Origin of the sequence: Notoacmeibacter sp. MSK16QG-6 (assembly GCF_024158145.1) — a bacterium.
Classification (GTDB): Bacteria; Pseudomonadota; Alphaproteobacteria; order Rhizobiales; family Rhizobiaceae; genus Notoacmeibacter.
Map to the genome: position 1 here is coordinate 1002451 of NZ_JAMYXM010000001.1, position 20933 is coordinate 1023383.

Genomic DNA, 20933 nt, shown 5'->3' on the forward strand with positions numbered 1-20933 from the left:
GAGCCGAGCGGGCGGAGCAGACCGCATTGACAGGATGGGACGGCTTGCCTATAGCAGCGCCACGTTCGGGGCCGCTGTTCCGGGTGCTTTTGCGTGCGCCCTTCCGCTCCCTGTTTCATAACCGGTAAAACATACCCAAGAAGGGCCGCACACCGCGGCAGTCAAACAAATGAAGCGTACTTATCAACCTTCCAAACTGGTTCGGAAGCGCCGTCACGGCTTCCGTTCCCGTATGGCGACCAAAGCCGGTCGCGCCGTCATTGCCCGCCGCCGTTCGCGCGGCCGCAAGCGTCTGTCGGCGTAAACCGACCGAACGAGGCGGGTGATCATGAAGGGCCGTACCGGCCAAATCCCGCCCGAAACGATGAAGCGGCGGCGGGAGTTTCTCGCCGCACGCAGGGGAATGAAAGGCCGCGGGCCTTACTTCCTTCTTGAATTGCTGGATCGGAAGGACGACCTTCCGCCGCGTGCCGGTTTTACCGTGACACGCCGGTCCGGCAATGCAGTGATCCGCAATCGCATTCGTCGCCGCCTGAAGGAAGCGCTTCGCGTCCATGCGGCGGATGCCATGGCCCCCGGCCATGATTATGTATTCGTCGGCCGGCCCGACAGCCTGGCCGTCGATTTCGAGACCCTGGCGCGCGAAATGAAGCGACGCATCAGTCGAACGGGACGACATGGAAAATCAACGTAACTTCCTGATCACCATTGTCCTGTCCGTCGTGATCCTGGCAGGCTGGCAATATTTCTATATGGGCCCGAAGATCGAGGCCGAGCGCGCCCGTGTGGAAGCGCAGCAGGAAAGCGCGTCCGGAACGCCCGCAGCACAAAATGGCGCACAGGGCAATTTGCCTGCCGCCTCCGGTACAGCAGCCGCGCCCGGAAGCGGCCAAGCGCCCGGCGTAACCCAACAGACCCGCGAACAAGCTGTCTCCGGCGGAGGGCGAGTGCCAATCGAAACGCCGGCCCTCGCCGGATCGATCAATCTGACAGGCGCGCGGCTCGACGATCTGCGGCTGAAGAATTACCGCGTCAGCGTCGAAAAGGATTCTCCGGCCGTCGAGCTGCTCAACCCCGCATCGCTTGAAAAGGGCTGGTTTGCCGAACTTGGCTTCATCGGCGGCAACAATGTCGGCGCACTTCCCTCCGGCACGACAGAATGGGAATTGGCCGAAGGCACAACTCTAACCGCATCCACGCCGGTCGTTCTGACCCACACTAACGATGCCGGTCTGACTTTTCGCCGGACCATCGCGGTGGACGATGCCTATATGTTCACCGTCACAGACGAGATCAGCAACGAGTCCGGAGAGGCGGTCGCGCTGCAGCCCTATGGGCGGACAACGCGTTTCAATAAACCGCAGGGCCAGTCGGTCTACGTGCTTCACGAAGGCCTGATAGGCGTGACAGGTGAAGACGGGCTGCGTGAGGTCGATTATGGCGACCTCGAGGATGACGGCAACGTCACGCCCGGCCGCTCATCCGATGGATGGCTCGGCATCACCGACAAATATTGGGCCGTCGCCCTCATTCCAGACACGAAAGCCGGTTCTTTCCAGCCGCGTTATGCCTACTTCTCAAATGGCCGGCCATCCTACCAGGCCGATTATCTTTCGGACGCCGTTTCGGTGCCTGCCGGCGGCAAGACGCAGGTTCAGAACCGTATCTTCGCCGGCGCCAAAGTGTCCCAGCAGATCGATAGCTATGAGGACGACCTGAACATCCGTCAATTCGACCTGCTTATCGATTGGGGTTGGTTCTACTTCATCACGCGGCCTATGTTCTGGCTGATCGACAGCCTGTTCAACCTGTTCGGAAATTTCGGCCTCGCCATTCTCGGCGCGACCGTCGTCGTCAAGCTGATTTTCTTCCCGCTCGCAAATATGAGTTACGCCTCCATGGCGCGGATGAAGAAGCTACAACCGAAGATGACCGAGCTCCGCGAGAAATACCAAGACGACAAAATGAAGCAGCAGCAGGCCATGATGGAGCTGTATAAGCAGGAGAAGGTCAATCCTGCTGCCGGCTGCCTGCCGATGCTTCTTCAGATCCCGGTCTTCTTCTCGCTCTACAAGGTGCTCTACGTCACCATCGAAATGCGGCACGCGCCCTTCTTCGGCTGGATTCAGGATCTGTCGGCGCCGGACCCGACGTCGCTGTTCAACCTGTTCGGTGTTCTGCCCTACGACGTCCCGACCTTCCTCATGATCGGTATCTGGCCGCTTATCATGGGTGTGACGATGTTCCTGCAAATGCAGATGAATCCCACCCCGCCCGATCCGACACAGGCGATGATCTTCAAGTGGATGCCCATCGTCTTTACCTTCATGATGGCCGGCTTCCCCGCCGGACTGGTGATCTACTGGGCCTGGAACAACACGCTGTCGATCCTTCAGCAGGGCGCAATCATGAAGCGCCAGGGCGCCAAGATCGAATTGTGGGACAATCTGAAGGGCCTGTTCAGTCGCAAAAAGACCGAACATCCGGCCGAATAGGTTTAGTGAATTCAGGGAGCGACCGTCATGGACAAGTAAACCGAGCGATTCGCCGATCCGCACCGATTTGCGGAGACGGGATCGCGCCGATTGTGCCCATCCCATTGGCAGAAGCGAGGTTTACCCATGCACGGCCCCTCACCTGAAATGCTCTATCCGCTTGCCGGATACCCGCGAGCGGTTTTTCTGAAAAACTTTATCACGCGGCCAAATATCGAGGTCGGCGACTATTCCTATTATGATGATCCGGAGGGAGCGGAGCGGTTTGAAGACCGAAACGTTCTGCACCATTTCGATTTCTACGGCGACCGGCTGATCATCGGACGGTTCGTCGCCATAGCTTCCGGCACCCGTTTCATCATGAATGGCGCGAACCACGCGATGTCCGGCCTCTCGACCTATCCGTTCAACATCTTTGGCAATGGCTGGGAAAAAGGCTTCGACCCGAAAAGCTGGACCGATCACAGCCGGGGCGACACCGTCATCGGCAACGATGTCTGGATCGGAATGAATAGTACGATCATGCCCGGCGTGACGATTGGCGACGGCGCGATTGTCGCCGCCAATAGCACCGTCGTATCCGACATCCCGCCCTATGCGATATTCGGTGGCAATCCGGCGAAAGTCATTCGGATGCGGTTCGACGATGCCACAATCGAGCGGCTTTGCGAAATCGCATGGTGGCACTGGCCCGCCGAACGCATTACACGAGCACTGGATGCCATAAGAAGCGACGACATCGACGCTCTTGAAGCCTTTGCGGAGAAAAAATCATGAGCGATCGCGGAGAAAAGGGATCGAGAGACAATGATATCGATCCGGCGATTGTCGCCGAAGCGCGCGCGCTCTTTCTCCGACAGTGGCAATTCATACGAGGCGTGCCCTCCATGGAGTTCCTGCCGCCTGAGGGACCGGCCGAGATCGCGTTCGCCGGTCGTTCGAATGTCGGCAAATCGTCGCTCATCAACGCGCTTCTGGCACAGAAGGGGCTGGCGCGCACCTCCAACACGCCAGGACGGACGCAGGAGCTGAACTATTTCGTGCCTGCCGGCCATAGCGGTGAAATGACCGATCTCCCGGAAATGGCGGTCGTCGACATGCCGGGTTATGGCTTCGCCCAGGCTCCGAAGGAGGTGGTCGATCGCTGGACCGAACTGGTCTTCGATTATCTGCGCGGCCGCGTGACCTTGAAGCGTGTCTATGTGCTTATCGATTCACGCCATGGATTGAAGGCGAACGACAAAGAGGTCCTCGATCTGCTCGACAAGGCCGCCGTCTCCTATCAGATCGTTCTGACGAAGGCCGACAAGATAAAGCCGCCGGCAGCGGAAAAGCTGCGGCGGCAGACACTTGAAGCGATCTCGAAGCGCGCCGCCGCCTACCCGGAGGTGTTGCTCACCTCATCGGAGAAGAGGCACGGGCTCGATGATATGCGGGTCGCGATCCTTAACGCGGTCCGCCGCTGAGTTTGACTCAGCCTGTGATTGCGTCGCCGCCATTGGCAGGGCGGAAGATCATGGCAACACCGTTGATGCAGTGACGCTTGCCAGTTGGCTTCGGACCATCGTCGAAAACATGACCGAAATGTCCGCCACAGCGCGAGCAGTGTTCTTCGGTCCGTCTCATGAAGAGGGTGTTGTCTTCCTTGAAGGCGACATTGCCTTCGATTTCACGGAAGAAGCTGGGCCAGCCGGTCCCACTATCGAACTTGGTCTCAGATTCGAAAACGGCCTGATCGCAGCCGGCACAGTGATACGTGCCTTTCTCCTTCACCTTCAATAGAGGGCTGGTGAAAGCGCGCTCCGTGTCTTCCTCCCGAAGAACAGCATATTGCATCTCGCTGAGCTGTTCACGCCACTGCGCTTCGGTTTTGGTCACGGGGAAATCGCCCTTTTCGGCTTTGGCGCCAAGGCCGAAGAAGGCTCCGGTCACAAGTGCGGTGCCGCCGGCAAGCAGAAAACGTCTATTCATCTCGATCTCCTTGTCATCCGATCATCTTCCCAATCGGGGTATCGGATCTCCTGTCAGACAATACGGATCGCGGGCCTGTTTTGTTTCAGAATAAGGCTATCGACAAAAGGAAGCGGCCTGCCGCGTCGCCGAATTGGCGCCTGTCGGCAGACCGCCCTTGGCCATCGAACGATGGCCCATCACGGCCGCATGCCCCTACGACCGTGATTTTTTAGGTCGTGCTTACTGCTTGGGGAGCATGACCGTATCGATGACGTGAACGACACCGTTCGACTGCTTGACGTCAGCCGTTACGACGGTTGCGACATTGCCGTTTTCGTCGGTCAAGGTGATCTTGTCGCCATCCATCTTCGCACTCAGCGTGCAACCGCCGAGGGTCGGGACCGGATGGTCACCATTGTCGTCTGCGATCATCTTGCCGATGGCGTCGGACATCGCGTTGGCGCTCACAACGTGGCACTTAAGGATCGTGCCGAGCATTTCCTTGTTCTCGTCCTTCATCACCGTATCGACGGTGCCGTCAGGCAGCTTTTCGAAGGCTTCGTTGGTCGGCGCGAAAACGGTGAAGGGACCTTCGCCGGACAGGGTCTCAACAAGACCGGCCTGTTTCACGGCAGCCACAAGAGTGGTCAGGTTCGGTGCGTTGGAGGCGTTTACCGCGATCGGCTGATCGGCCATCATCTCAGCGCCGCCAACGGTCGGGTTCTTCATTCCGTGATCGTCGGCCAATGCCGGAGCGGCAAAAGCAAGTGCGGTACCGAGCGTTGCATATTTAAGAAATTTCATAATCGTATTCCTCCCTGAGGGGTATGGGGGATCAAGAAACCGGCCTATCCGCTCATCGGACGTGCCGTTCACCAACAAGGACGGAAGGAGACGAAAGAGAGTTTCAGGTTTTTTTATTTTTTTCTGCCGATGACGGCAGGCGAGGGTCAGATACCCTGCACATGTCCCGCCGCCACGACCGGACCGGTCGGCAATCCTGTCGGCGAGCCGCCATCCGGTTCATGGCTCACTGCCAGGGTTGCATCATCGGTCATCAGGTCCGCATGCGCTTGCGGCATCACCATATGGGCAACATTCTCATCCGGCAGCAGACCGAGCGATACGGGATCGGCACCCTCATGGATAACCCAGATCTCATAGACGCCTTCGCTTGGAGAAGCTCCGGAGATCCGCGTGAAATTCAGGGTACGGGAATGGCCCTCCCAAAGCGCGACGAAACCGGCCTCGCTCTCATTGGGCGCTAGCGACGCAACCATGCGGTGCCCCTCGGACGGCTCAACTTGAGGCGTCTGTCCGGCGATATCCTCGCCTCTCTCGAAAGGTGACAAATCCGCCAGGGGCATAGCGAGCAATGCAAGCGATGCGACGGCCAGCCCACTGACCAAGCCGCCGAGGAACGGCCACCAGCGGCCGGGTCGCGCAGAAGACGAAGCGACAGAGCTGGCGCTTGAGGCGAAAAGCCGCCGGTCGAGCGAAGCCTTGATCGACGATGGCGGATCGATCTCGCCATAGACCGAATTCATGGCCGACAGGCGCGACGCCCACGCATCGGTCATGTCGGCCAATGCGCGATCCTGCTCCATCGCCTCGGCAAAAGCCGCGCGCTCTTCGGCGGGCAATGTGCCGAGCACATATTCCGCGGCACGCGGGTCGCCAAAAGCGTCGTTCCAGTCCTGGTCGGTTTCCCGGCTCATGCTTCCAGGCAATGCCTCAATTTCAACAGGCTGCGGCGCAGCCAGGTTCTCATCGTGTTCAGCGGCACGTCGAAACGGTCCGCCAGTTCAGCGTAACTTGCGCCATCGACATAGGCGCTCCGAACGGCTTGCGCGCGATCGGTCTCAAGTTCGTCCATGCATTCATCGATCCGATCACCCTCGGATGACAGAACGGCCAACCGTTCCGGGTCCGGATCGTCGCTCGCCATATCGAAGGCTTCGTCGATGTCCTTCGTCGGCGCGCGACGCGAGCGAATGCGATCGATCGCATGGTTGCGGGCGACCGTACAAAGCCACCCAACAGCGTGCTGGGAAGAGATCGCGAAACGATCGGCCCTTGTCCACACACGAACAAAAACCTCCTGCAGCGCCTCTTCGGCTTCGGCGCGGTCCTTCAAGATACGGATACAAATGGCAAAGAGTTTCGGCGATGTTGCCGCATAAAGCCGATCGAAAGCCTGCCGGTCTCTCAACGATACGCGAACGATTAGCTTGGCCACCTCCTCAGATGTCAGCTCTGCCGCCACGATCGCATTCTCCCAAACAGTTCGCCTACCCTATGGACATCGTGCAAAGTGGAGCCAAATCAAGGCCGTGTCGACACCGCTTTTTGGATTTATCCCGGCCTGCTTGCCTGTGTCCCAGCGGATCGATAGAAACCGCGACCAATCCATTTCGCCCACCGGATGCATTCATATGACCCACACAGACCTCAAGAACGCCGAAGAACAGGCGCATCTTCTGGCGCAGGCTTTGCCCTATATGCAACGCTACGAGAACAAAACGGTCGTGGTCAAATATGGGGGCCACGCCATGGGCAATGAGGAGTTGGGCCAAGCCTTCGCGCGCGATGTGGCGCTTTTGAAGCAGAGCGGCATCAACCCTGTCGTCGTTCATGGCGGCGGCCCACAGATCGGCCGTATGCTGGAGACGATGGGTATAGAAAGCCGGTTCGAAGGCGGCCTGCGTGTCACCGACAAGCGGACTGTCGAAATCGTCGAAATGGTTCTGGCCGGCTCGATCAACAAAGACATCGTCCGCATGATCAATGCCGAAGGCGAATGGGCGATCGGCCTCTGCGGCAAGGACGGCAATATGGTCTTTGCCGAGAAAGCCAAGAAGACCGTCCGCGATCCCGACAGCAATATCGAGCGCGTGCTGGATCTCGGCTTTGTGGGGGAACCGGTGGAGGTCGACCGTACGCTGCTGGATCTTCTGGCGCATTCGGAGATGATTCCGGTCATTGCACCGGTCGCGCCGGGCCGGGACGGACACACCTACAACATCAACGCCGATACGTTTGCCGGCGCAATCGCGGGATCGCTGGAGGCAGTGCGACTTCTCTTTCTGACCGATGTGCCGGGCGTTCTCGATCAGGATGGCAAACTGATCGCGGAACTAACGGTCGCTCAATGCCGCGAACTGATCGCAAACGGCACCGTGACCGGCGGCATGATTCCGAAGATCGAAACCTGCATTCACGCCATCGAGCGGGGAGTCCAAGGCGTGGTCATCGTGAACGGAAAGGCGGCGCATTCCGTCCTGCTGGAACTCTTCACCGCGCACGGCGCCGGCACGCTGATTGTGCCGTAAGGCTGGTACATCTACCGCGTCAACAACAGCACCACGATGCCGATCACGATAAACGCGCAGCCGATCACTTCGCGCGATGTCACCCGCTCGCGGAAGATCAGAACAGTCGAGCCGAAAGCGAACAACATCTCAATCTGTGCGAGAGACTTTACCAGCGCCGCCTGCTGAAGCGTCATGGCGGCGAACCAGCCGAAACTCGTCAACGCGCCGACCAGCCCGACCAGCATGGATGGTTTCCAGGCGCGGGCGACGGCAGTGAACTCGTGACGTTCTCGCAGCGCCATCCAGATCATCATCGTCACGGTCTGGATGGCGATTGCCCAAAGCAGCACATATGACGCCTGAATGATGAAATCGGGAGCCGGCAGCGAGGGTTCGAGGCTCAGAGACGCCGCGCGATAACCGACCGCGGCGATACCGAAAAAGAGGCCGGACGCCAAGCCGATCCCGGCCGTCCGGGTAAAGAGGCCTGTCACGAGGCCGCTGGCCGTGAAGGCCGAGCGCGCGAGAGAAATCAGCATCACGCCGAAGACGGTGAGCGCAACTGCCAGCGCTCCGCCAAATCCTAGCCCCTCTCCGACGAAAAGGATGCCGAAGAGCGCCGCCTGTGCCGGCTCGGTCCGGCTATAGGCCGTGCCAACTGCAAAATTGCGATAGGAGAAGAGGTGCACCAGTAGTGCCTGCGCGATGATCTGAGCCATTGCCGCTATCACGACCCATCCGAAAAACGGCGCTGTTGGCGCGGGTCCCACATGGCCCGCGTAGCGCAGAAGCGCATAGAGCGTGGCGGCGACCGGCAGACCGAAGCCAAACCGCACGAACGTCGCGCCAGTCGTACCCATGCGGCCCTTCAGATATTTTTGAAGCGACGAACGGATGTTCTGCAGAAACGCGCTGCAGACTGTGATGGCGATCCAGACAGGCATGATCTGCTATGACGGCACAGCGAGATCTATGCAAGGGCTGGCACCGCGCGATGAACCATCGCATATAGCGAAAATGGATTCGCCTGCGCCCGCCTTTGCCCACGTTACCGAATGGGTGTTCGACCTCGACAATACGCTGTACCCCTCTTCGGCCGACCTGTTCAGCCAGATAGATCAGCGGATGACGCAGTGGATCGCCAATTATCTGGATGTTGAGAGGGATGAAGCTTTCCGGGTGCAGAAGGCGCTCTACCGGGAGCATGGGACGACGCTTCGTGGACTGATCGAACGGCATAAAGTCGATACCGACGACTTTCTCGCCTTCGTCCATGATATCGACTATTCGGCGCTGACGCCGGATATTGCGCTTGGTGACGCGATTAAGGCGCTACCCGGCCGCCGCTTTATCTTCACCAATGGCGACAGGCCGCACGCGGAACGAACCGCACGAGCGCTCGGAATTTTGGATCATTTCGACGATATTTTCGATATTGTCGCCGCCGACATGACGCCGAAGCCGGGGAAAGCGCCCTACAATGCATTTCTCGCCGCTCACGGGGTTCACCCCAAAAAGGCGGCGATGTTCGAAGATATGGCGAGGAATCTGGCGGTGCCAAAGGCGCTCGGCATGGTGACTGTGCTCGTCGAAGCCACTGAAAGACCGAGTTTCAAACAGGATTGGGAGGTCGAGCAAGCCGACGAGATCGACTTCGTGACGTCCGATCTCAGTGCATTTCTCACGCAGCTTATCGCCACGCGCTAGTTTTATCGACTGAACCGGCGAAAACTACTTCGCCGGAGCATGATTCATGACGATGGCCCGCAGATCATGCGCGGCGGCGCGGATCGTGCTCTGCATACTCAGCCAGTGATGCGCTCTTCTTCTGAGCATCGCCGGAGTTTTCTTCTTCCGGCTGGAAACGGCCGTCTTCGTTCAACGGCTTTTTCAATTTGTGAATATCGGACGCATCGTTGCTACGGTCCTTGCGCTGATTTTCGCGCATCATTTCGTCATCGCTGGACGTTATAGACATTATCTGCCCTCGGTGTTGTCGTCTGCTTTTTCAAACAACGGAACCGTGCCTTGGCTGGTTCCATCGCATAGTGTGACGCAGGGCCGTTTACGACTCGTTAAGCTTGTAGAACCGAGCGATCTCATTCCATGCTTCGTCCGCCGTATCGACATAGGTGATCAGATCGGGATCATCCGGCGATATTGTGCCCTGCTCTGCCAGAAATTCGGTGTTGATGGCGTTTTCCCAGAAGGACTTTCCGAAAAGCAGAACGGGAACACGCTCCATCCGACCGGTCTGAATCAGCGTCAGGGTCTCGAACACTTCGTCCATCGTGCCAAATCCACCGGGGAAAACAGCCACGGCCTTCGCCCGCATGATGAAGTGCATTTTCCGGATCGCGAAATAATGGAAGTTGAAGCACAGATCCGGCGTGACGTATTTATTGGGCGCCTGTTCGTGCGGCAGAACGATATTCAAGCCGATGGAAGGCGCGCCGACATCGTGCGCGCCGCGATTGCCGGCTTCCATCACACCCGGCCCGCCGCCGGTCACGACGACGAATTCCTGGAAGTCGGATTGGCGCGCATGCTCCGAACAGATTTGCGCGAATCGACGCGCTTCGCCGTAAATCACGGAGAGTTCGGTCAGATTTTTCTTCTGCGTTTCGTTCTTCGCAGCCCAGGCTTCACCGCCGGGCTCGGGAATACGGGCGCCGCCGAACATGATGACCGTGGAGGCGATACCGTATTCCGTCAGCAGCATTTCCGGCTTCAGCAATTCCAGCTGCAGCCGCACGGCGCGAAGATCGCGCTGGGTCATGAAGTCTTCGTCCGCCCAGGCAAGGCGATAGGCCGGAGCCTCGGTCTGCGGCGTGGAGGGCACGCTTCGCGCACGCGGCAGATCCTCGCTGGAATGCGGCAACGGTGTCCATCCATCGCGCTTGCGGCCGCTCAAAACCTTTTTCACGGTTCCGTCCGGCGCGTCGGTCTCGTCATTCATGCAGTCGGCCTTTCTCGACAGTAACGCATACTTTCTGCTCGTCTTTGCGCATTGACCGCGCAAAGCGCTTTCGCATAGGGTCCGCCCGATTTTCCCGAGCTGGTTTCATCTGCCTTGGTGCAAGGCCAGCGCCCCACTAGTCAAGCGGAGACATTGACCATGGCAAGCCATGATCGCGATGCGCTGGAACGCATTATCGAAAACGCATTCGAAGAGCGGGATGGCATCACCTCCGCGACGAAGGGCGAAGTACGCGATGCGGTCGGTGAAGCGCTCCATCTGCTTGACCGCGGCCAGGCCCGTGTCGCCTCCCGTGACGAGAGCGGCAACTGGACGGTGCATCAATGGCTCAAAAAAGCCGTGCTTCTGTCATTCCGCCTGAACCCGATGGAAATCATCTCCGGGGGACCGGGCGATGCAAAATGGTGGGACAAGGTGCCGAGCAAGTTCGACGCCTGGAGCGGCCAGGAATTCGAACGCGGCGGTTTCCGCGCCGTGCCGGGCGCCATTGTCCGGCGCTCAGCGCATATCGGCAAAGGCGTGGTGCTGATGCCGTCTTTCGTCAATCTCGGCGCCTATGTCGATGAAGGAACAATGGTCGACACCTGGTCGACCGTGGGATCCTGCGCGCAGATCGGCAAAAATGTTCATCTCTCCGGCGGCGTCGGAATCGGCGGGGTGTTGGAGCCGCTTCAGGCCGGGCCGACCATTATCGAGGACAATTGCTTCATCGGGGCGCGCTCGGAAGTTGTCGAAGGCTGCATTGTTCGCGAAGGCGCGGTGCTCGGCATGGGTGTCTATATCGGCAAATCCACAAAGATCGTCGACCGCGAGACGGGAGAAATCCACATGGGCGAAGTTCCGCCCTATTCCGTCGTCGTTTCCGGTTCGCTACCCGGCAAACCGCTACCGGGCAAGGATTACGGGCCGAGCCTCTACTGCGCGGTCATCGTCAAGAAGGTGGACGAGCGCACGCGCAGCAAGACATCCATTAACGATCTGCTTCGTGACTGATTGACGCCAAACGGACGAAGCGTCCATCCTTTCTCCGTACAATCCGGAGTTCCGACGATGATCCGCAACCTTTTTCGCTTTACCGGCCGGGCGTCGCGAAAGACCTTCTGGCTGACGCAACTGTTCATCGTCGCCGTCAGCATCGGCATCGGACTTGCGGTCGGTGTCTTCGCTGGGGTTGGCGGCGTCATTCTCGGCGGAACGGAACCATCCGCAACGGCAGCGCTCTTCGGCGGCGGTCTTGTCGCGATCGTTATGATCGCACTCAATGTCGTCGTGTTCATTATTTCGTTGGCCGTATCGGCCCGCCGCTTCCACGATCTGAACCGTTCGGCATGGTGGCTTCTCGGCATCTTTGTTGCAAGCGTGGTTCTGTCGGTTCTCGGTTACGCGACGATGGCCAGCGATGCTGGAGATACGACACCGTCAGCCCTGTTCACCATTCTCAATGGGCTGCTGGGCCTGGGTCTGATCGTCTATCTCGGGTTTATTCGCGGAACCGATGGGATGAACCGATATGGTCCCGACCCGCGTGTAGAGGCCTTCTGAATATCATCGGAAGCGAAAAGGCGGGCCGCATGCCCCACCATGCGGTCCGCCTTTTCTCCCCCGATACGACCTCGCGCCCCCATGCGCGTCAGTCGTCTCACGAAACTCATTTCAGTGCCGAGCGATCCATAGTGGCAAAATTTCGAGCCGCCAAGAGCAGCGTCAGAATGCCATCGATGTCGCTTTGTGCCAGTCGACGTCGCCGGTCCGGGCTCGTCGTTGCGAAGAAGGCATGTAAGGAAGCAATCGGACCAAAATGGGGCAGTTGCGTGATTGACGAAAAAGTTCCATCGCTTCGCAAAAATTTTTTCGCTGTGTCTCGTGTGCCGTTGGAGGCGGAAGAAACGCTGCTCTTGCAGGCCGCCAGCGGTGCGCGTAGCTAATGATCATGGCCATCGACCCACGAGACCCCGCCAGCATTCTGGCTGCCTTGATTCAGTGCCCCTCCGTCACTCCAGAAGATGCGGGCGCACTCGATCTTGTCCAGTCGATACTCGAAGATCGTTCCTTCGAGGTGACAAGGCTGCCGTTTCAGACGGAAGGTCAGCCGCGAATCGACAATCTCTATGCAACGGTCGGGACGAACGGTCCGCATCTTCTTTTTGCCGGGCATACCGATGTCGTCCCGGTTGGTGACGCCGGCGCATGGTCGTTCCCTCCCTTCGACGCCAAAGTCCATGACGGCGTGATGTTCGGGCGCGGCGCGGTCGATATGAAGGGCGGAATCGCTGCCTTTATTGCCGCTTATGCGCGCTGCGTCGAAAGGAACGGCGCACTCCCCGGCCGGGTCAGTTTTCTGATTACCGGCGATGAAGAAGGCCCTGCCCTCGATGGCACTCTCAAGGTTCTGGAATGGCTGACAGAACAAAAGGTGCGCTTCGACGCCTGTCTCGTCGGCGAACCGACCAATCCGAACGCCATCGGCGACATGATCAAGGTCGGACGGCGTGGCAGCCATACCGGCAAACTGACCGTCCGGGGCACACAAGGACACGTCGCCTATCCGCATCTGGCCGATAGCCCGATCCGTGCGCTCGTGCCAATGCTTTCCGCGCTGATGGACCCGCCGCTCGATAAAGGGTCAAACCGTTTTCAGCCTTCCAACCTCGAAATCACGACAATCGATGTCGGCAATCCGGCGACGAACGTTATTCCGGGCGAGGCAACCGCCGTATTCAACATTCGCTTCAACGACTGCTGGAACGCCGAGAGGCTGGTGGCCGAAATCGAGAGCCGTCTTGCCGGCGCAGCCGCAGCGGCGGCGCGGATTGGCGACGATCCGCTGCCTTGGAATCTTGAGTGGGCGCCGCGTGTATCCGATGTGTTCGTCACCCATGACGAAAAGCTTGTCGGAACCTTCGCTTTGGCCGTCGAAGCCGTTACGGGACGTACGCCAGAGCTTTCGACATCGGGCGGCACCTCCGATGCGCGTTTCATCAAGGATCACTGCCCGGTCGTCGAATTCGGACTGGTCGGCCAGACCATGCATAAGATCGACGAGCAGGTGCCGCTCGCCGATCTCAAAACACTGACATTGATCTATGAACGCTTCATCGCAGGCTGGTTCGGTCTGGAGACCGGTCGTTGAAAGAAGCGGCGGCGCACCAGCTCCAGACGGTCTGGCAGATGATGAGGACGACGCAGTCCGCTCTGCTCGGACGGCTCGATCTGTCCGCATCCGGCGTGCGATCCTCGTTTCAGGCCATCCTGATCGCTCTACCGTCGCTGGCTGTCGGCTGGGTCGGCTCGGCGCGTGTTTTTCTTGGCCATGACGCGACGGCCGATCAACTCATCCCTCTCATCGTCGGGCTCGGGATCGCCGATCTGGTCGCCTGGCTCTTTCCGCTCATCGTATTTGCGCCTCTTCTATCGGCCATGGGACTGGCAGCGCGCTACCCTGCCTTCGTCATCGCCACCAATTGGGCGGGCGTCATTTTCGCGTTTATCGCGCTACCGATCGGCATCGGGCGAGTTCTCGCGCCGACGGCAGCCGAGTTCGACACACTCCTTATCCTCACCACTCTCGTCGTCACCTGCACGCTGTACTGGCGATTGCTGCGCGCGGTTCTAGGCGTCGGTGGCGGACAGGCTGCCGCTTACGTCCTGGTGAGCTTGCTAGTCGGCATGATGAGCGGTTACGCCACCGCCTCCATGCTCGGCCTTTCGCTCGAATGACGGGCTATCGCGCATCGGGCGGATAGACGACTTCTGAAAGATACAGCCCGCAGGCAGGTGCAACGGGACCGCACGCCTTGCGGTCTTTCGCATCCAACGCAGACTGGAGATCGTTCGCAGACCATTTTCCCTCGCCGACCAGTTTCAACGATCCGGCCAGTGAGCGGACCTGATTGTGGAGAAAGGAACGGGCCGCCGCGTGAATATGGATCTCGTGGTCGTCAATTCGCTCAACCCATAATTCGTCAAGCGTTCTGACCGGCGACCTGGCCTGGCAATCCGCCGCGCGGAAGGTGGTGAAATCATGTGTTCCGAGCAGACGCTTCGCTGCCGCGTTCATGCTCTCGACATCCAGTTCGCCCTTTCGGACCCACCAGGCACGCTCGCGCTCGACGGTCAACGGCGCACGACGATTGACGATGCGGTAGCGGTAGCGCCGTCCAATTGCCGAGAACCGCGCCGAAAACGTATCGGACACGGTTTCACAATCCAGCAAAGCAACGCGTTCCTCGGCCTGAACCAATAGCGCATTGATCGCCTCCATCACCCGAAAGGGCGATCGGCGATCACCGACTGGCAGATCGAAATGGATGATTTGCGCCAGCGCATGAACGCCAGTATCGGTGCGGCCCGCAGCCGTCAGCCGGAGATCGACGCCCGAAAATTTCTCGATGGCCTCCTCAATGGCCTGCTGAACGGTGTGGCCATTGGCCTGGCGCTGGAAGCCTTTATAGGGTGTGCCGTCATATTCGACGGTGGCGCGGTAACGCTGCGTCGCCGGACTATCCGTCATTGCAGGCGATCGCCGACCGATACCGGATTGCCGCGAACGAAATCAGCCACATCGAGCGGTTTGCCGCCGGCCTTCTGCAGGCGTTTCAACGCTATCGTCCCCTGTCCGCAGGCTACGGTGAGTGGCTGGGCGACGACCGCGCCTGGCGTGAGGTCCTCAAGCCTGTCAAGCGATACCAGAGAGGCTTTCAGTACCTTTACCCTTTCACGCTTGCCACCCAAATCCATCTCGCACCAAGCGCCGGGAAAGGGCGCAAGCCCTCGAATACGGTCATGGACGGCCTTTGCGTCCGCCGCCCAATCTATTCGGGTCTCGCCTTTGTCGATCTTCTTTGCGTATGTGACGCCCTCGTCCGACTGGGACGTCAAGCTCAGGGTGCCGGTCTCAAGCGCGGCCATGGCATCGACCATGAGCGCTGCACCTGCCTCAGCAAGCCGGTCATGCAGGTCTCCAGCAGTCATCTCAGGATCGATCGGGATGCGTGATTCCATGGCGACGGGGCCTGTGTCGAGGCCGGCCTCCATCTTCATGACCATCATCGCCGTCTCTCGATCGCCTGCCATGATCGCGCGTTGAATGGGGGCCGCTCCGCGCCAGCGAGGCAGGGCGGAGGCATGGCCATTGAAGCAGCCGAGACGCGGCGCATCCAGGATCGGCTGCGGCAGGAGCAGGCCATAGGCCACGACCACCGCGACATCGGCATCCAGCGCTGCGAACGCCTGCTGTTCGGCTTCGCCTTTCAGGCTGGTCGGATGGCGCACATCCAGCCCCAGCTCTTCGGCGGCTCGGTGCACGGGCGATGGCGTCAGTTCGAGGCCCCGCCGTCCCGCCGGACGTGGCGGCTGCGTATAGACAGCGCGAATCTGATGTCCGGCTTCATGCAATGCCCGCAGGGTTGGAACAGAAAAATCGGGCGTGCCCATAAAAATGATGGAAAGGGCCATACTACTTGGCTCGCTTGCGGGTTGCGGTCAGAGAAGGCGCGTGCCGCCGCGTTCCTTGGCCAGCTTTCTAAATTTCTTCACGACCATATCGCGTTTCAGCCGTGAAATATGGTCGATGAAAAGCACGCCGTCGAGATGATCCACCTCATGCTGCAGGCAGGTGGCCATCAACCCATCGGCCTCGATGACCTGCATGTCGCCTTCCAGATCGAGATATTCGACCGCGACCGTTGCCGGGCGTTCTACCTCGGCAAAATAATCCGGAATCGAAAGGCATCCTTCTTCATAGGTGCCCGGCTCGTCGCCGCGCGCGACGATCTTCGGATTGACGAAGACGTGCGGGTCCGGCTCGTCATCCTCTTTGGCGAGATCGATCGTGATGAGACGGAGCGGTTCGGCGATCTGGATCGCAGCAAGGCCGATACCGGGCGCATCGTACATGGTCGCCAGCATGTCGCTCGCGAGCCGACGCGTTTCATCGTCGATCCGCTCGACGGGTTTGGAGACCTGCCGCAGGATCGGATCGGGAAGAACGACGAGGGGGCGCTTGCTGCCAGTCATGTCGCGGGTTCTACGCGGGGAATACGCGATGTCAACTCCCGGCAACGTAAGGGTTCGGCAAGAATGTTTCTGATCTGTTCTTGTCGACGGGTGTCCAGTCTGGCAGTGTACCCTCATGGAGACCGGACTTTCACTGACGATGCCGCTCGCGATGCCTTTTGGCATGACGCTTCCGCTTTGGGCGGCAGGCGGCGCGCTTCTTGTAATGGCTCTCTTCGTCGGGAGGCTTACGGCAGGCCGCCAAAGCCTGTCTCGCGTGGAGCAGCAGCAGGCGGAACTCGCCGGGCGGCTCGGCGCACTGGCCGATCATCTCGGCGAGCGGCAGGAGGCGTTCGACGCGCGTTTGGCGCGGCGGCTGGAGCATTTGTCGGGCCGGCTTGGCGAGAGCCTGACACGGCAAAACCGGGCCACACAGACCAATCTGACGGAACTGTCCGAACGGCTCGCGGTGATCGATAGCGCCCAACGCAATATCGGCGAGCTGGCCGGTGAGATGATGGGTCTGCAAGCCATCCTGACGGATAAGCAAACGCGGGGCCTTTTCGGCGAACGACGATTGGAAGCGATTCTCCACGACGCGCTTCCGGTCGGCACGTTCGATCTGCAGACTCGGCTGCCTACCGGTGTCCGGCCCGATGCGCTGGTGAGGCTGCCGGGCGGCGCACCGCCGCTGGTGATCGACGCGAAATTCCCGCTCGAAGCATGGCGCGCCATGGGCGAAGCGGATGACGATCTTGCCCGCGACGCAGCCAGAAAGCGCTTCCGCCGCGACATGGCCGTGCATGTCGACGCGGTGGGCGACAAATATGTACAGCCAGGCGAAACACAGGATTTCGCATTCCTCTTTGTGCCATCGGAAAGTGTTTTTGCCGATCTGCACGAACATTTCGGTGCGGTTGTGGAGCGGGCATCACGCCGCCGCGTCATGCTGGTTTCGCCGTCCCTTCTTATGCTGGCGCTCGGCATCGTACACTCCATGCGGCGCGACGAAGCGATGGCGCGCGAAGCCCATCGCATTCAGGCGGAAGTGGCCGCCCTGATGGAAGAGGTCAGCGCGGTCGATACACTGATCGCGAAACTGCAAACGCATTTCAGCCATAGTCAGAAGGACATCGACTCCCTGGCTCGGGCTATCGGAAAGCTCAGCCGGCGCGGCGATGCCATTGCATCGGTTGAGTTGAGCGAGCGGGAGGAATGCGCTGTCTCCTTGGCAGCGGAGTAGCCGAACGCCCAATATCTTCCCGTTTCTCATGCCTGACATATGTCATAAGCCGAATATGATAATTTGCGCCTAGGAGAATGGGATGCGGGAAGAGAAACTGGACAACGGCGTGTTCGAGCACTGGACCGTCGACGAGCTCGCCGACGCGCTGGTCAGCAAATCCGTTGCGGTCATCGATGTGCGGACGCCGCAGGAATATCTGTTCGAACATATTCAGGGCGCGCTGAATGCACCAATGGCATTCGTCGATGGCGCCGATCTTCCGAGCCAGGAGGGCAAGCGCATCGTGCTGCATTGCGGCTCCGGCCTTCGCTCCGAACGCGTCGCCAAGCAGTACCTTCAGAGCGTCGGTGGCCGGATTGCCCATCTCGAAGGCGGCTTCGCCAAGTGGAAGGAGGCCAAGAAGCCCTATATCGGCACAGATATGGGGACGGGCAATCCAAAGAAGGTCGATCCCTCAGCCTGACCTTCTGAACGTGGTTCCGGTAGTCTATCGCAACCGCCCCACCATGGCCTGGGTCGGAAAGCAGGTGGCGCGCTCGCCCTGGCGTTCCTGCCAGGCGCCGATCTCGCGCCGGGTCTTGAACCCCGGCAGGCCGTCCGCGCCGCCGACATCCTTGTCCTGCTGCTCCAGCGCACGCTGCATGACGGCGATATCGGAGCGATAGAGGCCGCCGACCTGGCCCCATGCACCTGAGAAGTCGCCGACACCGTATTGAATGCGGTCGCCGACATGGCCAACGAAGAGCGCGTAAAGATCGCTCTCGTTATATTCCTTGATGACGTAGAAGTTCGGCGTCACCAGAAAGGCCGGGCCGTTCCGCCCCGCGGGCAGCATCAGGAACATCTGCCCCTTGCGCTCGACATCCGGAAAAGGCTTTCCGGATACGCGGGCAATGCCCATCGCTTCCCATTCGGACAGCGGGCGACCACGATCCGGTCCCTCCAGCGTGCACGACACATTCGCCGGAAGAGTGATTTCGTAGCCCCAGTCGCGTCCCGGCTGCCAGCCGAAATGGCGCAAATAGTTGCCGATCGAGGCAATCGTGTCGGCTTCCGAGCGCCAGATATCGGCGCGACCGTCGCCATCGCCGTCTGCGGCGTGATTCAGGAAACTCGTCGGCATGAATTGCGGCTGTCCGAGCGCCCCGGCCCAAGAGCTTTTCATCGCGGCCTCCGGCGCATGGCCGGCCTCTGCGATCTGTAGCGCCGCAATCAATTCGTCGCGGAAATAGGCGGCGCGCGTCGCCATGAAGCCCTTCGTGCCGAGAACTTCGAACACATTATGTGGGATTGCCACGCGGCCATAACCGCTCTCTCTACCCCAGATCGCCAGAATAATCCGTCCTCGCACGCCGGTGGCGCGCTCGACTGCCGCGAGCGTTTTGGCATACGTTCGCGCCATCTGACGTCCTACCGCCGTCGCACCATCGACCGAACCGCGGTTGAAATATTTTCCGGGCGATCCGAATTCGGCCTGCCGCTGTTTCTTCGGCGTTTTGGCTTTGCTGCCCGGCGGCACGAGATCGGGAAGATCCCAATTCAGCGAAACGCCGCGGAATGCCTTATCGAATTTCTGGCGGGAGACGCCCTTTGCGCGCGCCGCCGGCCAGATGTCCGACTGCAGCCATGACTGGAACTGACGCTCCACCGCCGCACGGTCCTGCGCCATGGTAGGACTCGCCAGCAGCAGGCTGAAGAGAATCAGGAGAAGGGATTTCAGGCGCATCGCGTATCCGTCGGTTTTGAAAAGTCTCAGGCGGGCTTTGCGCCCTCTTCCGAAAAGCGCTGGATCAGGCCCGGATAATCGCCCATCTCTGGAAACCGCTCATAGCTGATCGGCGCGCCGGTCTCGGCGAAGGCGAGTTTCTCAGTGGTCTGGGTTTCGACGAAGGGCGCGAACCAGGAGGGATCGTCCAGCATGGTCGCGCGCAGATTGATGAAACCCATTTCCGCCGGAAATTCGGTAAAGATCCAGCTGTGGCATTGCGGACAAAAATTGTGGGTGTAGCCGTCATTGTCTTCGGACTGGCGCTTATCACGAGCTGGCCCATCAACCGCGAAACCGTCCTGCGGAACCGCCATGGAGCAGGAGTAGGCGCTCGCGCTCATCCGCTGGCACCCGCGGCAATGACACGCCATGGTCAGCAGCGGTGGAGCGGACACCGTCATCTCGACCGCGCCGCATCTGCAATGGGCTTTCCAGGGCAGTTTCCAATCGGTGGACATGTCAGGCCTCCTTCAAGCATGAGGCTGACTATAGCGGAAATGCACTCGGAGACATCTCAGAACTTCGTGCGGCTTTTCAGCGCGGCGGCCAATGTGCCGTCGTCCAAATAGTCCAGTTCGCCACCGACCGGCACGCCGTGCGCAAGCCGGGTTACCGTCACCTCGAAACCGGATAGGCGGTCGGTGATGTAGTGTGCGGTGGTCTGCCCCTCGACGGTGGCGTTGACGGCAAGGATGATCTCGGAGACGCCGCCGGCCTCAACCCGGTCGACAAGCGCCGCAATCGACAGATCGTCCGGGCCGATCCCGTCGAGTGGAGAGAGTACGCCGCCGAGCACATGATAAAGAACGTTCGGCATGGCGGCGGCCCGCTCCAACGCCCAGAGGTCGGCGACTTCCTCGACCACAATGATCGTGCCGGTCTGACGGCGCGGATCGGAACAGATGGCGCAGGGATCGGACGTGTCGGCGTTGCCGCAGGTCGAACAGACCACGACGCGCTCATGGACCAGCGCCAGCGCCTCGGCAAGCGGGCCCATCAACTGATCTTTTTTCTTGATCATCTGAAGGGCTGCGCGGCGCGCCGAACGCGGCCCCAGCCCCGGCACGCGAGCCAGAAGCTGGATCAATTTTTCAATTTCAGGGCCGGCAATGCGTCGTCCGCTCATGGCACTGTCCTGCCGGAAGCGCTATGATTCGCCAAGCACCAGAGTAGGAATGAGGAG

Annotated in this window: 26 protein-coding genes; 13 read left to right on the top strand and 13 right to left on the bottom strand. The window is 59.9% G+C overall.

The genetic code is table 11. The annotated features are described in order from the left end of the window. The first annotated feature begins 169 nt into the window (after nt 1–169). The 5 genes from rpmH to yihA all read left to right on the top strand — a co-directional run bounded on the left by rpmH (nt 170) and on the right by yihA (nt 3961). A complete protein-coding gene (gene rpmH / locus NIM86_RS04710) occupies nt 170–304 on the top strand; it encodes a 50S ribosomal protein L34 (RefSeq protein ID WP_094075738.1) in 135 nt (44 codons plus the stop codon). A 24-nt stretch (nt 305–328) separates the two neighbouring features. Continuing rightward, nucleotides 329–694 (top strand): ribonuclease P protein component, encoded by a 366-nt coding sequence (gene rnpA, locus NIM86_RS04715; RefSeq protein ID WP_253379580.1) that lies wholly within the window; start codon nt 329–331, stop codon nt 692–694. Beyond that, the gene (gene yidC, locus NIM86_RS04720; protein ID WP_253379581.1) at nt 678–2495 is read left to right on the top strand and encodes a membrane protein insertase YidC; all 1818 of its coding nucleotides are present in this window, start codon (nt 678–680) and stop codon (nt 2493–2495) included. Before rnpA ends, yidC begins: the two co-directional genes overlap by 17 nt. A 126-nt stretch (nt 2496–2621) precedes the next feature. Beyond that, nucleotides 2622–3272, top strand: coding sequence for a CatB-related O-acetyltransferase (locus NIM86_RS04725; protein ID WP_253379582.1), 651 nt, complete (start codon nt 2622–2624; stop codon nt 3270–3272). Further along, a complete protein-coding gene (gene yihA, locus NIM86_RS04730) occupies nt 3269–3961 on the top strand; it encodes a ribosome biogenesis GTP-binding protein YihA/YsxC (RefSeq protein WP_256478335.1) in 693 nt (230 codons plus the stop codon). Before NIM86_RS04725 ends, yihA begins: the two co-directional genes overlap by 4 nt. 7 nt (nt 3962–3968) lie before the next feature. Here the strand turns inward: yihA and msrB are convergent, their stop codons facing one another. The 4 genes from msrB to NIM86_RS04750 all read right to left on the bottom strand — a co-directional run bounded on the left by msrB (nt 3969) and on the right by NIM86_RS04750 (nt 6702). Beyond that, the gene (gene msrB, locus NIM86_RS04735) at nt 3969–4466 is read right to left on the bottom strand and encodes a peptide-methionine (R)-S-oxide reductase MsrB (RefSeq protein ID WP_253379585.1); all 498 of its coding nucleotides are present in this window, start codon (nt 4464–4466) and stop codon (nt 3969–3971) included. Nucleotides 4467–4688: 222 nt separating this feature from the next. Continuing rightward, nucleotides 4689–5252: a fasciclin domain-containing protein gene (locus tag NIM86_RS04740; protein ID WP_253379591.1), complete on the bottom strand. Its 564-nt coding sequence runs from the start codon at nt 5250–5252 to the stop codon at nt 4689–4691. Nucleotides 5253–5398: 146 nt separating this feature from the next. After that, a complete protein-coding gene (locus NIM86_RS04745) occupies nt 5399–6166 on the bottom strand; it encodes an anti-sigma factor domain-containing protein (protein WP_253379593.1) in 768 nt (255 codons plus the stop codon). Next, complete coding sequence (locus tag NIM86_RS04750) at nt 6163–6702, bottom strand: sigma-70 family RNA polymerase sigma factor (RefSeq protein ID WP_253380730.1); 540 nt, start codon at nt 6700–6702, stop codon at nt 6163–6165. The genes NIM86_RS04745 and NIM86_RS04750 overlap by 4 nt, the downstream gene beginning before the upstream one ends. A 181-nt stretch (nt 6703–6883) precedes the next feature. Here NIM86_RS04750 and argB point away from each other — a divergent pair, with 181 nt between their 5' ends. After that, the gene (argB, locus tag NIM86_RS04755; protein WP_253379594.1) at nt 6884–7780 is read left to right on the top strand and encodes an acetylglutamate kinase; all 897 of its coding nucleotides are present in this window, start codon (nt 6884–6886) and stop codon (nt 7778–7780) included. Between the two features lie 11 nt (nt 7781–7791). Here the strand turns inward: argB and NIM86_RS04760 are convergent, their stop codons facing one another. Then, entirely contained in the window at nt 7792–8706 is a 915-nt protein-coding gene (locus NIM86_RS04760) for a DMT family transporter (protein ID WP_253379595.1), read from the bottom strand. Between the two features lie 73 nt (nt 8707–8779). Here NIM86_RS04760 and NIM86_RS04765 point away from each other — a divergent pair, with 73 nt between their 5' ends. Then, the gene (locus tag NIM86_RS04765) at nt 8780–9469 is read left to right on the top strand and encodes a pyrimidine 5'-nucleotidase (RefSeq protein ID WP_253379596.1); all 690 of its coding nucleotides are present in this window, start codon (nt 8780–8782) and stop codon (nt 9467–9469) included. Nucleotides 9470–9533: 64 nt separating this feature from the next. Here NIM86_RS04765 and NIM86_RS04770 read toward each other — a convergent pair whose 3' ends face one another. Further along, nucleotides 9534–9740, bottom strand: a complete 207-nt coding sequence (locus tag NIM86_RS04770) for a hypothetical protein (protein ID WP_253379597.1) — start codon at nt 9738–9740, stop codon at nt 9534–9536. An 87-nt stretch (nt 9741–9827) separates the two neighbouring features. Beyond that, nucleotides 9828–10721, bottom strand: coding sequence for an LOG family protein (locus NIM86_RS04775; protein ID WP_253379598.1), 894 nt, complete (start codon nt 10719–10721; stop codon nt 9828–9830). 159 nt (nt 10722–10880) lie between these two features. Here NIM86_RS04775 and dapD point away from each other — a divergent pair, with 159 nt between their 5' ends. From dapD to NIM86_RS04795, 4 genes are all read left to right on the top strand, one after another. Continuing rightward, on the top strand, nt 10881–11735 hold the full coding sequence (dapD, locus tag NIM86_RS04780) for a 2,3,4,5-tetrahydropyridine-2,6-dicarboxylate N-succinyltransferase (protein ID WP_253379600.1): 855 nt from the start codon (nt 10881–10883) through the stop codon (nt 11733–11735). Nucleotides 11736–11792: 57 nt separating this feature from the next. Beyond that, nucleotides 11793–12284 carry a DUF805 domain-containing protein gene (locus NIM86_RS04785; RefSeq protein WP_253379602.1) on the top strand — a complete coding sequence of 164 codons (492 nt, stop codon included), beginning with the start codon at nt 11793–11795 and terminating at the stop codon, nt 12282–12284. A 388-nt stretch (nt 12285–12672) separates the two neighbouring features. Next, on the top strand, nt 12673–13872 hold the full coding sequence (dapE, locus tag NIM86_RS04790; RefSeq protein WP_256478392.1) for a succinyl-diaminopimelate desuccinylase: 1200 nt from the start codon (nt 12673–12675) through the stop codon (nt 13870–13872). A 38-nt stretch (nt 13873–13910) separates the two neighbouring features. Further along, the gene (locus NIM86_RS04795) at nt 13911–14459 is read left to right on the top strand and encodes a hypothetical protein (protein ID WP_253379603.1); all 549 of its coding nucleotides are present in this window, start codon (nt 13911–13913) and stop codon (nt 14457–14459) included. Between the two features lie 4 nt (nt 14460–14463). On the opposite strand, the gene truA is transcribed toward NIM86_RS04795, so the two are convergent. The 3 genes from truA to def are packed head-to-tail and all read right to left on the bottom strand — an operon-like array spanning nt 14464 to nt 16757. Continuing rightward, a complete protein-coding gene (gene truA / locus NIM86_RS04800; RefSeq protein ID WP_253379607.1) occupies nt 14464–15252 on the bottom strand; it encodes a tRNA pseudouridine(38-40) synthase TruA in 789 nt (262 codons plus the stop codon). Further along, a complete protein-coding gene (fmt, locus tag NIM86_RS04805; RefSeq protein ID WP_253379613.1) occupies nt 15249–16196 on the bottom strand; it encodes a methionyl-tRNA formyltransferase in 948 nt (315 codons plus the stop codon). The genes truA and fmt overlap by 4 nt, the downstream gene beginning before the upstream one ends. Before the next feature lie 27 nt (nt 16197–16223). After that, entirely contained in the window at nt 16224–16757 is a 534-nt protein-coding gene (gene def / locus NIM86_RS04810; protein ID WP_253379615.1) for a peptide deformylase, read from the bottom strand. Between the two features lie 115 nt (nt 16758–16872). Between def and NIM86_RS04815 the strand changes: the two genes are divergently transcribed. Both NIM86_RS04815 and NIM86_RS04820 read left to right on the top strand, forming a co-directional pair. Beyond that, the gene (locus NIM86_RS04815; RefSeq protein ID WP_253379617.1) at nt 16873–17979 is read left to right on the top strand and encodes a DNA recombination protein RmuC; all 1107 of its coding nucleotides are present in this window, start codon (nt 16873–16875) and stop codon (nt 17977–17979) included. 82 nt (nt 17980–18061) lie between these two features. Further along, entirely contained in the window at nt 18062–18445 is a 384-nt protein-coding gene (locus NIM86_RS04820) for a rhodanese-like domain-containing protein (protein WP_253379619.1), read from the top strand. Nucleotides 18446–18469: 24 nt separating this feature from the next. Here the strand turns inward: NIM86_RS04820 and NIM86_RS04825 are convergent, their stop codons facing one another. From NIM86_RS04825 to recR, 3 genes are read right to left on the bottom strand one after another with little or no spacing between them, the layout of a single operon-like run. Further along, nucleotides 18470–19708 (bottom strand): lytic transglycosylase domain-containing protein, encoded by a 1239-nt coding sequence (locus NIM86_RS04825; protein WP_253379621.1) that lies wholly within the window; start codon nt 19706–19708, stop codon nt 18470–18472. A 26-nt stretch (nt 19709–19734) separates the two neighbouring features. Further along, complete coding sequence (locus tag NIM86_RS04830) at nt 19735–20208, bottom strand: GFA family protein (RefSeq protein ID WP_253379623.1); 474 nt, start codon at nt 20206–20208, stop codon at nt 19735–19737. A 56-nt stretch (nt 20209–20264) separates the two neighbouring features. Then, a complete protein-coding gene (gene recR / locus NIM86_RS04835; protein ID WP_253379625.1) occupies nt 20265–20876 on the bottom strand; it encodes a recombination mediator RecR in 612 nt (203 codons plus the stop codon). Nucleotides 20877–20933: the final 57 nt, after the last annotated feature.